This window comes from Sphingobacterium sp. LRF_L2 (assembly GCF_965644235.1).
Lineage (GTDB): Bacteria > Bacteroidota > Bacteroidia > Sphingobacteriales > Sphingobacteriaceae > Sphingobacterium.
The window spans coordinates 1-15,322 of the sequence record NZ_CBFFRI010000001.1 but is presented as its reverse complement, the minus strand read 5'-3'; the positions used below and the strand labels follow the sequence as shown (position 1 = coordinate 15,322).

The 15,322-nt window shown below is 37.7% G+C and carries 11 protein-coding genes, 1 tRNA gene and 1 riboswitch; of the genes, 9 read left to right on the top strand and 3 right to left on the bottom strand.

The genetic code is table 11. The features are described from left to right. Window positions 1-85 precede the first annotated feature (85 nt). Window positions 86-1,147, top strand: a complete 1,062-nt coding sequence (locus ACSZOX_RS00060) for a nucleoid-associated protein (protein WP_437917655.1) — start codon at window positions 86-88, stop codon at window positions 1,145-1,147. After that, complete coding sequence (locus ACSZOX_RS00055) at window positions 1,125-2,222, top strand: DUF3810 domain-containing protein (RefSeq protein WP_437917654.1); 1,098 nt, start codon at window positions 1,125-1,127, stop codon at window positions 2,220-2,222. Before ACSZOX_RS00060 ends, ACSZOX_RS00055 begins: the two co-directional genes overlap by 23 nt. 31 nt (window positions 2,223-2,253) lie before the next feature. On the opposite strand, the gene ACSZOX_RS00050 is transcribed toward ACSZOX_RS00055, so the two are convergent. Next, entirely contained in the window at window positions 2,254-3,414 is a 1,161-nt protein-coding gene (locus tag ACSZOX_RS00050; RefSeq protein ID WP_437917653.1) for an MFS transporter, read from the bottom strand. A 184-nt stretch (window positions 3,415-3,598) separates the two neighbouring features. Here ACSZOX_RS00050 and ACSZOX_RS00045 point away from each other — a divergent pair, with 184 nt between their 5' ends. Next, window positions 3,599-4,711 carry a DUF2891 domain-containing protein gene (locus ACSZOX_RS00045; RefSeq protein WP_437917652.1) on the top strand — a complete coding sequence of 371 codons (1,113 nt, stop codon included), beginning with the start codon at window positions 3,599-3,601 and terminating at the stop codon, window positions 4,709-4,711. 33 nt (window positions 4,712-4,744) lie between these two features. Here the strand turns inward: ACSZOX_RS00045 and ACSZOX_RS00040 are convergent, their stop codons facing one another. After that, window positions 4,745-5,008, bottom strand: a complete 264-nt coding sequence (locus ACSZOX_RS00040; protein ID WP_437917651.1) for a 5-oxoprolinase — start codon at window positions 5,006-5,008, stop codon at window positions 4,745-4,747. Between the two features lie 69 nt (window positions 5,009-5,077). Further along, a riboswitch (SAM-I-IV-variant riboswitch) is annotated at window positions 5,078-5,171 on the bottom strand. A gap of 52 nt (window positions 5,172-5,223) precedes the next feature. Between ACSZOX_RS00040 and ACSZOX_RS00035 the strand changes: the two genes are divergently transcribed. Beyond that, the gene (locus tag ACSZOX_RS00035; RefSeq protein ID WP_437917650.1) at window positions 5,224-5,589 is read left to right on the top strand and encodes an energy transducer TonB; all 366 of its coding nucleotides are present in this window, start codon (window positions 5,224-5,226) and stop codon (window positions 5,587-5,589) included. A gap of 101 nt (window positions 5,590-5,690) precedes the next feature. Continuing rightward, window positions 5,691-7,577: a molecular chaperone HtpG gene (gene htpG, locus ACSZOX_RS00030; RefSeq protein WP_437917649.1), complete on the top strand. Its 1,887-nt coding sequence runs from the start codon at window positions 5,691-5,693 to the stop codon at window positions 7,575-7,577. Window positions 7,578-7,653: 76 nt separating this feature from the next. Here the strand turns inward: htpG and ACSZOX_RS00025 are convergent, their stop codons facing one another. After that, the gene (locus ACSZOX_RS00025; RefSeq protein WP_437917648.1) at window positions 7,654-10,398 is read right to left on the bottom strand and encodes a substrate-binding domain-containing protein; all 2,745 of its coding nucleotides are present in this window, start codon (window positions 10,396-10,398) and stop codon (window positions 7,654-7,656) included. 295 nt (window positions 10,399-10,693) lie between these two features. Between ACSZOX_RS00025 and ACSZOX_RS00020 the strand changes: the two genes are divergently transcribed. The 4 genes from ACSZOX_RS00020 (at window position 10,694) to ACSZOX_RS00005 (ending at window position 15,133) form a co-directional block, all read left to right on the top strand. After that, a complete protein-coding gene (locus ACSZOX_RS00020; protein ID WP_437917647.1) occupies window positions 10,694-12,019 on the top strand; it encodes a sugar porter family MFS transporter in 1,326 nt (441 codons plus the stop codon). An 18-nt stretch (window positions 12,020-12,037) separates the two neighbouring features. Then, complete coding sequence (locus ACSZOX_RS00015) at window positions 12,038-12,988, top strand: carbohydrate kinase family protein (RefSeq protein WP_437917646.1); 951 nt, start codon at window positions 12,038-12,040, stop codon at window positions 12,986-12,988. 160 nt (window positions 12,989-13,148) lie between these two features. Continuing rightward, the gene (locus ACSZOX_RS00010) at window positions 13,149-14,816 is read left to right on the top strand and encodes a DUF4980 domain-containing protein (protein ID WP_437917645.1); all 1,668 of its coding nucleotides are present in this window, start codon (window positions 13,149-13,151) and stop codon (window positions 14,814-14,816) included. 243 nt (window positions 14,817-15,059) lie between these two features. After that, window positions 15,060-15,133, top strand: a tRNA-His gene (locus tag ACSZOX_RS00005). Window positions 15,134-15,322: the final 189 nt, after the last annotated feature.

Sequence of the window (15,322 nt, the reverse complement as noted above, 5' to 3'; positions counted from 1 at the left end):
TTTTCTTTCCGGTATATTTGCTAAAATAGGTACAGAAAATTCCGATTAATCGGTTTTCTATTATATCAAACTTTTCTAATTAAATATGTTTTTTCACCAAGACGCTACTTTTGAAAATCTGTCCATACATCGGGTAGGAAATAAGGCACAAGACGAATTTTATATTTTATCTGATGATCCTATAGACATCGCTAGAGATGAAATATTACCCGATTTGTTGATGCAATATTTTATGAAGCCCTTTAGTAAGGCAAATGAGGTATACCGCTTTTACCATCCCAATGACGATTTGCAATTGAATGAAGTTTATTATTTTACGAAACAATTTTTCGATCAGAAAATCAGTTTTCACGAAATGTCTCAACAGCTCGCCAAACATTTGTATGAAGTATCTGAGCATCCCAAAATAAAGGCGGGTGAAGTTTATATTGTTTCGTTAAAAAATGTACAGATGGAAGGGGAAGAGCATGAGGCTATCGGGATCTTCAAATCTGAAAATAAGGAAGCGTACTTGAAAGTTTTTCCTAGTGCTGGTGGTTTCGATGTAGATTATGAACAAGAAGCGATAAATATCAATAAGCTGGATAAAGGTGTTGTTATCGTCAATGTAGACGAAGATGACGGATACAAGGTGCTGGTCGTTGATCAAACCAATCAGTCTGAAGCGGTCTATTGGAAAGATGACTTTTTAAAAGTGAAATCGCGAAATGATAATTTTCAACAAACAGGGAATTTGATGAAAGTGTACAAGAATTTCGTGAATGAGAAGATTGATGAAGTGTTTTCACTTGAAACGGCGGATAAAATTAATCTGCTTAATCGATCTATGGATTATTTTAAGACGAAGGAAACGTTTGATATGCAGGAGTTTGAGGAGGAAGTTATTGGTAATGAGCAGGCTGCATCTTTGTTTAAAGAGTATCAACAGAATTTTGGTGAGGAATTTGATATGCCGTTTCAAGCAAATTTTGAAATTGCTAGCCCGGCAGTAAAAAAAATGGCTTCTGCTTATAAATCTGTGATCAAATTGGATAAGAATTTCCATATATATATTCATGGTAAAAGAGATTATATAGAGACTGGTTTCGATGAAGATAGAGGATTAAATTACTACAAATTATATTTTGAAAACGAAACTCAATCGTAAGGGATTTTTAAAGGGGCGTATTCGAAGCTATTTGATAGCTATAGGCATAGTCGTTGTAATTCTTCTATTCTTTTCGTTTATTAAATCAGATCCGCAGCTAATAGAACACTATTATAGTCGCGGATTTTATCCTTATTTTGCGTATCTGCCAAAATGGTTGTTTGGCTGGATTCCGTTTAGTATAGGCGATCTATTTTACACCTTACTTCCTTTGGTATTAATTTATCTATCGGTATCTGGAGTCCGCGCTTTGTTGAAAAAAGACTGGAGCGTTGGTCTTTACGCGTTGTTGAGGTTGATTTTTGTTCTTTTATTTTCCTACTTGTATTTTTACATGAGTTGGGGACTAAATTATTACCGTATTCCATTGCAGGAACAATTCGCACTAAAGGTTGATAGTTTAGAGCAGGAGGATTACTTGGAAGTTCTCGAGCGGTATATCGATGAAACAAATGCTTTGCGTGTTTCTTTGGATACGACAGCATTGGATAGAAAGATTGCGCGTGAAGAACTTGAAGTATTAATGAAAGAAAGTGATTTGCGTTTGCCCATGCTGTCCCGAACCCAGATACAAGCAAAACAGCCTATTTCCAGTACATTGGTTTCGTATTTTTCCGTAACGGGATATCTGAATCCCTTTACACAGGAAGTTCAGGTTAATGCTTTGGCTCCACAGATTTCATATCCTTTTACTGTTGTTCACGAATTATCACATCAAATGGGGATTGGCTTTGAGGATGAATGCAATTTTTTGGCATTCCTTATGCTTTACCAACATACGAATACATGGTATCGTTATGCAGCATATTCTGAAGCAGTACAGTATCTTTTGCGACCACTTTACAATGAAGACAAAGAACTTTACCTGCATTATCGTGATAGATTATCTGCAACAGTAAAAGCTGATTATGAAAGGGAGCGTTTATTTTGGAAAAAATATCGAGGTCCAATAGATCAGGTTATGGGGATCTTTTATAATGGATATCTTCAGCATAATAATCAGCCTGAAGGTATGTCCCGTTATTCGCTTGTGAGCCGATTGATTGTCGCTTGGGAGAAAAAGAAGAAGGGATAAGCCTTTTTGTCTAAGACTTATCCCTGCAAATTTACACGTTCATCTGTGCGCGAACGACTTTTATTAAGAATATGTATGCAAGGATAGCGCCGAAGCTAGCCATCACTACGCCAACGAGGGATGGATAGTTATAGGTATATTGAAGTGTGATAGGTATAGCTCCTAAATATGCTCCTAATGTGTTTCCTATGTTAAAACTGGCTTGACCTGCAGAGGCAGCGAATGTTTCTGCTCCTTTTGCGTTGTTGATTAACATCATTTGCAAAGGTGACCCTATCGAAAATGATATCATACCTGTTATGAAGGCCATTGGATAGGCTAATATGGTGATATGTGCCGTGAAAAAGACGACTAAAAGGCAGATGGCCATCGCGGTAAAACTAGCAATTGCTGCTTTGGATGGAGAGATACTGTCCGCTAGTTTTCCTCCAATGATATTGCCAAAGAACATACCAAGACCTATTAGTACCATGATTAATGGAACTCGATCAGCAGGTAGTTTAGAGACATTTGTCACTAAAGGAGCGATATAAGATATCCAGGCAAATAAACCTCCGGTTCCTATGGCAATAACTGCAACCATTAACCAGGCATCCCAACGCGTGAAATATTTTATCTGTTTGATGATATTGCTGCTGTTGTTTGCTTTCAGCTTCGGCATCCAGAAATAGATCGCAAGGAAGGTGACTAAACCGAGTACACTGATTACGGCATAAGTAATACGCCACGAATAATGATGTCCCACGTAGGTTCCAATTGGTACACCTGCCAGATTGGCGATAGTCATCCCGGTAAACATCATGGAGATGGCTTGTGCTTCTTTTCCAGGTTTTGCTAATTTGGCGGCAACGACAGATCCAACACCGAAGAAAGCTCCGTGGGGTAGACCGGCTATAAAGCGCGACGTAAGCAGTAAAAATTTATTCGGTGCAATGGCAAAAATTCCGTTGAAAACGAAAAAAAGTAACATTAAAAATAACAATACTTTCTGTGGGGAATATTTGGAAGTAAAGGCGACTAATGTGGGAGCGCCTACAACGACGCCCAATGCATATAAAGCAATGAGGTTGCTTGCTGTAGGGATGTCTATTTTTAAATCTTTTGCAATGTCTGGAAGAATGCCCATCATCGTAAATTCTGTCATACCGATAGATAGGCCTCCAAGTGCTAGAGCGATAAGTGCTTTGTTCATGAACTTGTTGAATGAGACGGCAAAGGTAAGTTTTCTTTTGCAATGTCTTACGTTAAATTTCTATGAATAACTTTTTGGATGTAAATGTTGCTCTATTTATATATAAGTTCTTGTTTTTGTATTCTTTGGTGTCAATTTGACTTTCTATTTTTATCTTTATAGCATGTGTGTTCAAAATTATCTTATGAATAGAAGAAAAATTCGTTCTCTATTGGTTTTTGGTGTTATTCTTACTCTTTTTTCTGCTTGTCAAGCTTCAAAAAAAGAAGAAAGTCAATCGGATACTATAAAACAATCAACACTTGATGAGAAACAAGCGCAAATGATTTTCGCTTTGCCAACGCATTGTTTGACTATTGAGTATCCGAATAAAATGGGACAAGTTCTTGGTAGTGCGCAAGATTTGAAAGGCCCTAAAGCCTTACGGCCTGTTTTTTATGGATGTTTCGATTGGCATTCTTCTGTGCATGGGTACTGGTCTATTGTACGTTTATTGAAAGAATATCCAAATTTAGATGCTGATGGAAAGATTCGGAAAGTGCTAAGCCAACATATTACGAAGGAAAACTTAGCGGTGGAGATTGCCTTTTTCAATGATGCAAATAACCAGAGTTTTGAACGAACATACGGTTGGGCTTGGCTTTTCAAATTGCAACAAGAGTTGATGTCTTGGGATGATGCGGATGCAAAAGTATGGGCTTCCGTGCTTCAGCCGTTGGTGGATCTGTTGTCGGAACGTACCCAAGTATATTTGTCTAAATTGGTTTATCCAATTCGAACTGGTCAGCATGATAATACGGCGTTTAGTCTGACGTTAATGTTTGAATACGCAAAAGCTGTAGGTGATAATCCTTTGCTGAATGCAATAAAGACCAATGCTGCACGATTTTATCAAGAAGATAAAAATTGTGATTTAGCGTATGAACCTAGTGGATATGATTTTCTTTCTCCTTGTCTTGAGGAAGCTTATTTAATGAGTAAAGTATTAGATAAGCAAGAATATAGACACTGGTTGTTGAATTTTATGCCTATTTTATTTGAAAAAGACATTCATAAACTAGAACCGGCAATTGTTAGTGATCGAACAGATGGTAAACTCGTTCATTTGGATGGTCTAAATTTTAGTCGTGCCAATTGCCTCTATGGGATTAGTCATGTTTTACCAGAATTAAGAGGCGAGTTGATACCTCTAGGAAATAAACACATGGCATTTTCGCTGAAGAACATCTCAAATGATGATTATATGGGAAGCCATTGGTTAGGAACATTCGCCTTGCTGGCGTTGTCTAACCAATAGCTCACTCCGTAAGGGTAATGAATTGGAAGTTAGTTAATTTATTGGAACTAGAATGTTATCTTCTAGTCTTACTTTTACGATCTGGATTACACTGAAACCATCTTCTTTTGAGATAATTGGGGAGAGATCTATTCCTTTTTTTGCAAGTGCTTTGAGTACAGCATGTCTAAAGGTAGACCGGGACGGACCCCAACCCTTATTTTCAACAATATCGTTATTGAAGGTGATAAGTTCGGAAATAGAATAATGATTAAATTGCTCCAGTAAATGTGTTGATAGTTGTGAAGTTGTTGACATACAATTTAAAATTAAAAACGTTTAACCATAAATTGTATTCAGAAATTTTGGGAGTGAAAATAAATCGTGAATAGACGTTTATTTTGGAATCTCACCCGTATTATTTTACCACCGCGGTGTTTGCACTCGGTTGGTATTGCGTAGGCAATTCTGAATACTCTACAAAAGTAGTAGTCTTTTTTGTGAATTACAAATATATTTTAAAATAATTGATAATGAGGAGTGTGTTTTTCTTGTTTAGTTTTCTTCTTTCTGCTTGTTCTCCTGTGATGACACAGCGACAAAATAATGCCGATGGTATGACGAGGTTTCGTAAATGGGTAGGGGAAAACTACAAATTTACGAAGGATATGAAAAAAGCACGTTTGAAGGGAGAAATTGTTGTCGCTTTTACGGTAGATACGATAGGTATATTAACAGATTTTGAAATCCTAAAGGATCTTGGATTTGGGACAGGAGAAGAGCTGGTGCGTGTTTTAGACTTCTCCAATATCGGCTTTGGACGTTGGAGGCCTGGAATGCAAGACGGCAAGCCTGTCTCCGTTCGTTATACTATTCCGGTAACAATTAACGCAAAATGACAAATAATCGGTCAGCAAACTGTCATCCTGTCTGAAAAACAGATTTGGAATATTCCTTGATAGGTCTTGACAGATTTAATTGACAAAAAAATAATAGATATATGCAAGAAAAAGGTAGTATTTCGATTCATACCGAGAATATTTTTCCGGTAATTAAAAAATTTCTGTATTCGGATAACGAAATCTTTTTAAGAGAATTGGTTTCTAATGCTGTAGATGCTTCCCAAAAAATTAAAAGACTGTCTTCTTTAGGACAATTCCAAGGTCAATTGGGGGAGTTGGTTGTAGATGTAAAATTTGATGAAGAGGCTAAAACAATCACGATTTCCGATCGTGGTATCGGAATGACGGCCGAAGAGATAAAGAAGTATATCAACCAAATTGCTTTCTCTGGCGCGACGGAGTTTATGGAGAAATTCAAAGAAGCAAATGACGCTAATGAGATTATTGGCCGCTTCGGTTTGGGTTTCTACTCTGCGTTTATGGTGGCTGACCGTGTGGAAATTGACTCATTATCATACCAAGAAGGTGCTACTGCTGCTCACTGGACTTGTGATGGAAGTACTTCTTACGAAATATCTGAAGGAACACGTACGGAAAGAGGAACGGATGTAATCTTACACGTGAATGAGGAATCTGTTGAGTTTTTAAGTAAAAGTCGATTAGGTGATATCTTAAATAAATATGCTCGATTTCTCCCTGTTCCCGTACGTTTCGGAACAAAAACAGAATCTGAGCCTGATGGAGAAGATGAGGAAGGTAAACCGAAATACAAGTCAGTAGAGGTTGATAATGTGATCAATAATACAACGCCTGCATGGACAAAATCGCCTTCTGAATTGAAAGATGAAGATTATCTAGCATTTTATCGCGAACTATACCCTCATTCTATGGATGAGCCATTGTTCTGGATTCATTTGAATGTAGATTATCCGTTTAATCTTACGGGGATATTGTATTTTCCGAAAGTGAAAAACGAAATGGAAATCCAACGGAACAAGATTCAGTTGTATTCTCGTCAGGTTTTTATCACAGACGAAGTGAAAGATATTGTGCCTGAGTTTTTAATGTTGCTCCAAGGCGTTATCGATTCTCCAGATATTCCATTGAATGTTTCTCGTTCTTTCCTACAGGCGGACAGTAACGTAAAGAAAATCAATAACTATATCACAAAGAAAGTTGCGGATAAACTTAATGAACTTTTCAAAGCCGATCGGAAGAATTTTGAAGAGAAATGGAATGATATCGCTCTATTTATCAAATACGGGATGTTGAGCGATGATAAATTTGCAGAGAAAGCAAATGAATTCTGTTTGTTGACGAATACAGAAAAGGAAAATTATACACTAAAAGAATATTACGAAAAGGTAAAAGATCTTCAAGTCGATAAAGACGGTAATATCGTGTATTTGTATACGAGCGATGCATCCCAACAAGATGGTTTTATCGCTAGTGTAAAAACGAAAGGATATGACGTATTGGTTCTTGATGGACCATTAGATACGCATTTCGCAGCGTATGTAGAACAAAAAGGTGGTGAGAAAGTCCAAGCGAAGCGAGTAGATGCTGATGTGGTGGACAAACTGATCCAGAAAGATGAACAACAAACGCTTGTGCTTTCTGAAGAGGAATCTAAAAAGGCAGGTGAAATTTTTGAGAAAGCAATCTCAAGGACCGATATGAAAGTTGAAGTGGAAGCTTTACAATTGGATGAGTTACCTGTATCTGTTACCATTGATGAGTTTATGCGTCGTATGAAAGATATGGCGAAAACTGGCGGAGGTATGGGATTTTACGGTACATTGCCTGACAATTACAAAGTGACAGTAAATGGAAATCACCCCTTGGTAAAACGTATTCTAGAAAGTTCAGAAGAAGAAGGTTCTAAACTAGCTAAACAGGCATTTGATTTAGCATTGTTATCTAGAGGCCTCTTAAAAGGAGCTGATTTGACTTCATTTGTTAAACGTAGTGTAGATATGATTTAATTTAATTTAGAATCGTATAGATTCTTAGAACTATAAAAAACGCCGAACAGTTTCTATCTGTTCGGCGTTTTTTGATTTAATGCTTTAAAACATCTTTTTTGAAAGCGCTTGGTGTTAATCCAAATTGCTTTTTAAAAGCTGCTGTAAAATATGTGGCAGACGAGAAACCGACGCGGTCAGCTATTTCATTGATCGTTAATCCTTCGAGAATTAAATGCTTGGACTTTTGGAGCCGTCGTTGTAAGACATATTCATTTATACTGCAGTTAAGGAGATTTTTGGCTTTTCGGTAAAGTTGTACGCGAGAGATATGAAGTGATTCGGCAATTTCCTCTACGGTTAGTTTCGGGTCGGATAGTCGCTCTTCAATTAAAATATCCAAATGCTGTAAAAAACGCTGATCCTGTTGGGTGAGGGAGTTTGCATTGTTAAGTGAATTTGTCGGTCTTACAATCACACTGGAATAGTGCTCTTTTAATTGCTTTCTTGACTCAATGAGGTTTTCCACAACAGCTAATAAATGATCGACTTCAAAAGGCTTTGTGAGATAGGCATCAGCCATGAGTTGTAACCCTTCTATCTTTGTTTCTGTAGTATCTAATGCGCTTAATAGCAGGACGGGTACTGAGGATGTTGTTCCATTTTTTAGTTGTTTTAATAGATCCAAGCCACTGCCATCGGGTAACATGATGTCACTGATGATAAGATCTGGATGTTCCGATTTAAGTGTCGTTTGAGCCTCAGCAAGATTTTTTGAAAATTGTAAATTGTAACGTTTGCCGAGTATCGTACCTAGGAATAACCGAATATCTTGATGGTCATCGATAATAAGTATAGTAGGCACATGGCTAGAATTAAACTTAACGGTTTGATCTATCGTCGAGTTTTCGTAATTGTCGACTTCCTGGGATGGGAGAGTTTCAGAAGAGGTGCTTTCCGCGTTTAATTGTAAATCCCCTAGATGTGTAGCATCTGTTGGAAGACGAAAGGTAAACGAAGAACCGACACCTTCTTTGCTGCTTACTGTAACCTGTCCATGATGGAGCTCGACAATTTGCTTTACATACGATAATCCTATTCCAGATCCATCGGCTTGAGAACCTTTATAAAAAGGTTCAAAAACATGGTCGATATCCGACGGGGATATTCCCATTCCGTTGTCAATTATCCTGAGGTAAAAGAAGTCACCAAACGTATTTTCTTCTACAAGGACTTCTATTCTTCCATGTTTTTTTGTGTATTTAAATGCATTTGATAATATATTCGACAGGGCTTGCTCCATGAGGTATTCGTCGATCCATATCCGTTCTATTTGGGTGGTGTTCTTAAAACTCAAAGCAATATGATTTTGTTGAGCCAGGGGTTTAAAGTTTGCTAGTATTTGTCGAACAAATTCATCTAAAAAGATAGCTGATATTTGAAGTTTAGGTTTTATCTCGTCTTGCCGATGGATGTCGATCAAGTTGGTAACGAGCGTCTGCATTTTCTTTGCATTTCTTCGTATCCTTATAATCTGTTCCACGCCTTCCTTAGATATATTTTTTTCTTTTGATAGGATCTCCAAAGGAGCTAGTATGAGTGTCAAGGGCGTTTTAAATTCGTGGGATACATTTGTGAAAAACAGGCTTTTTGCTTCTGCAACATCTTTTATCTGTTGGTTCATTTCGATGATACGTTGTTGCTGCGAACGGATTTCTGTATTTTGGAGCTCCAGATGTTTGTTCTTTTCCCAATTGCTTTTTAAGACAATGATAGCTACCCCTCCAAATATGACTGATAGGACAAGGCTTACTACTAAAATGTTTAACGTAGTACGTTGGTCCTTGTATGTCTTTAATTGTTCAACGATAAGCGTCTGTCTTTTATCAATGTCAATCTGTTGTTCCTGAATTTTTTTAGATTGTAGATCCAGCAGCGCGGCATTTTCTCGATCAATTACTAAAGTGCCTAAGATATTATCGCGTACGTACGGTTTATGTTCCAATATGGCCATGGCAATCCTTATTGCTTCTGTTCCCCCCGTAGGGTAAAGCATCGATGCGTATAGATTTCCTTGGCTAATTTGTTCTAGTCCATTCCCGTTACCCGCTAAGGCGTCTACTCCAATAATTTTCTTTTCTTTCAAACCATATTCCGTGAGGGCTTGGTGAATACCTAATCCCATTTGGTCGTTGAATGCTAAGATAATATCTGCAGTTTTCAATTGTTCAATATGTTTCTTCGCTTGTCTATATGCAGTTTCTTTTTTCCAATCCCCTGATAGTTCTAAATTCAATTGAAGATTTTTGCTGTTGTTGAGGATTTGTTGAAGTCCCAATAAACGCTCTTTAGAAGCGGAAGAGCCGATTAGACCTTTCATAATAGCGATTTGTCCACCTTCGGGAAGAAGATGTTCAATATATTTTCCTGCTAATCTACCGATTGCTATATTATCAGCTCCAACATAAGCGTTATAGAGCCCTGAAGATGTTTTTCTGTCGGTTACAATTACAGGAATATTCTTTTGGAAAATAGAGTCCACAATAGGTGTAAGAGGATCTGCTTCGTTGGGTGATACAATCAGTAGATCGACTTTGCTTTTCATCAACTCTTGGATTTGTGCAATTTGTTTTTCATTGCTACCACCCGCATCGAGGTAAATGAACTCTAGGTCGGGATAGAATGAAAGCTCTCTTTTCATTTCTTCTAACATTGTTTGCCGCCAAGCGTCGTTTCCAATACATTGAGAGAATGCAATGGTATACTTACTTGTCTTTTCTTTTTTGCAGCATATAAATAAAGGCAATATGATAAAAAAGCAATATCGATAAAATATATTCATCCCTTAATTAGGTTTAACGTGGTTAATATACATTATTTTATTTTTTGATGGGAATTTACAGCAACTTAGTTTCATCGGTACACTCATTACCCTTGGAGGTGCGATGAAACAAAAGTGATGTTTTTTGTTCAATATTCTATTGTTATATCATTTTTAATTTATTTAAAACTCTGTTTATTAGTGTGTTATTGTTTTTGCGAGGATGTTACAAAAGTGTAGTATTTTGTTGGCTACCTTTTTTTTGAAGAGTCGTGTTTGCGCTAGCTTTGGAATAGTCAGTTATAGAAAAAAGGGAATGAATAAGAACATAGTTTTAGCATGGTCATTTGTCGTGGCTTTAGGAGGTTTTTTGTTTGGCTTTGACACCGCCGTGATTTCAGGAGCCGAGAAAGCCGTCCAGGTATTTTGGTCCTTGAGTGATTTTCAACATGGTTTAACCATGGCAATTGCACTAATAGGCACAGTTGTTGGCGCAGCAATGGGAGCGTATCCATCTGATCGTTTTGGTCGTAAGATTACCTTATTAGCCGTCGCAAGTTTTTATCTTTTTTCGGCCTTAGGTACCGCATTTGCGTATGATTGGAATGTTTTTATTTTGTTCCGCTTCCTAGGTGGCATCGGAGTGGGCGTTTCGTCGGTGACGGCACCTATTTACATTTCTGAAATATCGCCGGCTAATTCTCGAGGAAAGCTAGTGGGGCTATTTCAATTTAATGTCGTTTTGGGGATCCTTATTGCTTATCTCTCTAATTATTTTTTGGTGCAACTAGGAGAAGAGTCTTGGCGTTGGATGCTTGGCGTGCAGGCATTTCCAGCAGCTTTATTCTTTGTGTTGTTGTTTTTTGTTCCAGAAAGTCCCCGTTGGCTACTTACAAACCGAGGGAAGCGGGAAGAGGCAGCATCTATTATGAAAAAGATTAATCCCAATACGTACCTGGAAGTAATAAATGAGATTGCCAATTCCAAAAAAGTAACTATTCATGAAGGGAAATTATTTACGAAAGAAAATCGGTTTCCTGTAATGCTTGCCATTTTATTTGCGGTGTTCAATCAGGTGTCGGGTATCAATGCTATTATCTACTATGCGCCCCGTGTCTTTGAGATGGCGGGCTTAGGCGAGCAAAGTTCTTTATTATCATCTGTGGGAATCGGTCTGGTAAACTTCGTGTTTACGCTGATCGCAATCAATTTTATTGACAAGGTAGGACGTCGTATACTGATGATAATCGGTTCTGTAGGATTAATTTTATCCTTGTCATTGGTTTCTTATGCTTTTTTTGTTGGGCAAACATCAGGAATTACTGTTCCTATTTATCTGATGATTTATATCGCTTTTTTTGCTTTTTCACAAGGTGCTGTCATTTGGGTATTTATTTCCGAAATTTTCCCAAATGATGTACGAGCCAAGGGGCAAACACTCGGCAGTTTAACGCACTGGGTGATGGCTGCTGTTATAACATTTTGTTTTCCGGCACTTACGGAGTTTCTTGGTGGAGGATATACCTTTCTTATTTTTGCTATTTTTATGTTGTTGCAGTTACTATATGCATGGAAAATGATGCCCGAAACAAAGGGGAGATCGTTAGAAGAATTAAATGAGGTTAAGAATCGGACGCATTAGTGTTTTTAAATTTTAGATATGAGCAATGAATTATCCTCTATAAAGGGGATCTGTTTTGGAGAAGTTCTTTGGGATAATCTTCCTACAGGACGTAAATTAGGTGGTGCTCCGTTAAATGTAGCTTATCATTTGAATAAGCTTGGGATTTTTACACAAATGCTTACAAGGGTGGGGAAAGATCAAAATGGGGAAGATCTCAAACAGCGTTGTAAGGAACTGTCTATACCGCTAGCGTTATTTCAATTGGACGATGAGTACGCAACTTCCACCGTTGAGGTACATATTAATGAGACAAAGGAAGTGACATATGATATTGTTTTTCCTGTTGCTTGGGATTTTATTACCTGTGGAGAGAAAGAACTTGAGCAGGTTAAGGCCGCTGATTTTTTTGTCTTCGGAAGCTTGTCGACGAGAAGTAAGGCGAGTTATGAAACATTAAAGAAATTGCTGCAGTTTGCCAAATTCAAAGTACTAGATATTAATCTAAGAGCACCTTACTATAGCCAAGAACGTATTTTTGAACTGTTAGATTATGCCGACTTAGCGAAATTAAACGAAGAGGAATTACATAAAGTGTCGCAATGGATGAACTTGCCTAATTCGTTTTCTGATCGTGAGAAGGTAGAAGCATTGATGACTAATTTTAACTTGTCAGAGGTGGTGGTCACTTACGGTGCAAAAGGGGCTGCATATCATTCAAAGGCAGATGCGTCGACACATTATTTTCCCGCATTTAAAGTTGATGTGCAGGATACTATAGGGAGCGGAGACTCGTTTCTTGCGGGGCTTCTTTCCCAACGATGCCAGCGAGATCATGGGAAGAGTACTGAGGAAATGCTGGCTTTCGCAGCCATGATAAGTGGTTTTGTAACACAGAGTGTTGGCGCTTGTCCAGATTATGATAACATCACCCTTAATCGGTTTCAATGGCTAAAATCTATTGAAAAGATTGGTTTGGATCCTGGTTGATCCATCCATTAACTTTACCTAACCATTAACATATCAATTACAAATTCCTGTTCCAGTATCTCAAATTAATTTTACGAAGCGGTATATCGGCAAAACGATGGATGGAATTAACTTGATGTGTTTAGCATAAATTGTAAATACGAAAATAAAATAATTGATTATGAAAAGACTTGTCGTTATGATTTTTTTTTGTGTGGCCGTAGTATCTACGATTCAAGCACAACAGTTTTCGAAAACCTTTAAAGCAGAACATAAATATCTTCGACTGCCAATAAAAAACGGTGCAGCCAAGCGTAATGTGGATATATTGGTAAATAATGAAAAAATACGATGGTTTACGGTTGAACTGGCTGATCAAACGCCGGATTGGTATGCTTATTTAGATATCAGTGCTTGGAAAGGTCGTACCTTGACATTGAATGTTGACGTATTAGATGAAGGAAGCAAAGCTTTTTCGCCGATAGAACAAGTTGATGTGGACGAAAATTCAAATGTCTATAAAGAACGACGAAGAGGACAGTTCCATTTCTCGCCAAAGCGAGGATGGAATAATGATCCCAATGGATTGGTATACTATAAGGGAGAATATCATATGTTTTTCCAACATAATCCTTATGGCGTAAATTGGGGGAATATGCATTGGGGACATGCTGTTTCTAAAGATTTGGTGCATTGGCAGGAGTTTGGAGAAGCGCTCTATCCGGATACTTTTGGAACCATGTTTAGTGGTGGTGGAGTAGTTGATTCTTCTAACACTTCAGGCTTAGGGAATTCAAAGAATTCGCCTCTTATTTTGTATTATACTGCAGCAGAAAACTCTTGGAAGCAAGGCTTAGCTTATACTGTTGATGGAAGAGTTTTTGAGAAACTCGAAACACCTGTACTGGATAAAATTACAGATGGTAATCGTGATCCTAAAGTGATATGGCATGCCCCTTCTAAACAATGGGTGATGGTATTGTATGTGACGGAAGAGGGGGACCAACATACAATGCATTTCTTTACTTCTAAGGATATGAAGTCCTGGACATTTGCTAGTAAGATTATCGGAGGACAAGGGAATGATCGGTATCTGTTTGAATGTCCTGAGTTTTTTGAACTTCCCGTAGATGGTGGTGGTGAGAAAAAATGGGTGTTAACCGGAGCAAATAGTCAATATGCAATAGGAACGTTCGATGGTAAAGTATTTCGTCCAGAAGAAGAGCGTCTTTTTAGTCAACACGGACGTGATTATTATGCCGCACAAACTATAAGTGATGAGCCGAAAGGACGTCGCGTGGAAATTGGTTGGTGGCGTACACGTACCGATCAAGACGGAAGTTCTTTTAACCAATCGATGAGCATACCTATGGAGCTTGCTCTTCGAAAAACAGATCGCGGTATTCGTATGGTTAGAAAACCTATAGACGAACTTCAACAGTTGCGTCAAAGTTCAGTCCGTTTGAAGGCAGGTAAATTTTCTCCGACAAGCACTAATTTATTGACCGGATTAAACGATGAACTTGCTGAAATTAGATTGAAAATACGTCCTGAGAATGCTAAAAATATCCATATTAATATTCGTGGTTTGGCTATTGAATATCAGGTTGCTGATGAGGAACTGGTTATTGATCATGTGAGGACGCATGTTCCTTTGATAAATGGCGAGCAGGATTTCGTTATTTACGTTGATCGTACAGGTATTGAACTTTTCGCAAGTAAGGGAGAGATTTTTATGCCTATCAATTATAATTTGGATTCCAAAAATCGATCGTACAATTTACGGGTATCGGGCGGAGAAGCCGTTCTTCTGGAGGGAGAAATCCATCAATTAAAAAGTATTTGGTGATTTTTTTTATAAATATCTGATATACAGTTTGCAGAGGTGAAATCGATGGCTAGCCTTTGCAAACTGTTTTTTTTCGTTGTTTTTTTTTTCGTTTTATAGCAAATAATCTTTTATAGGAAATAAATTGAAGACAGAAAATTATCTCATTCTAAATGAACTCTTTTCTGATTTTTCCATTTTTTTTGTTTGAAAATATTTGGAGGATATAGGGAATTGTTCTACTTTTGTGTCATCAAAATCACGGTAGGTATAGCTCAGTTGGTTAGAGCACTAGATTGTGGTTCTAGGGGTCGTGGGTTCGAGCCCCATTACTTACCCAAAAAGCTTCTCAGAAATGAGAAGCTTTTTTATTTTATTGAAAAACTATAATATTTTACTGTCTATTATTGGGATCATGTTCAAAAGTTGTGGAGAGGAGAAAAAATAATCAGATATTTGCAGCTTGATATTTTGTTGAGATGCACGATTCTTTTAAAGCCCTCTTACCGCTGCTGATTCCAGAAGGA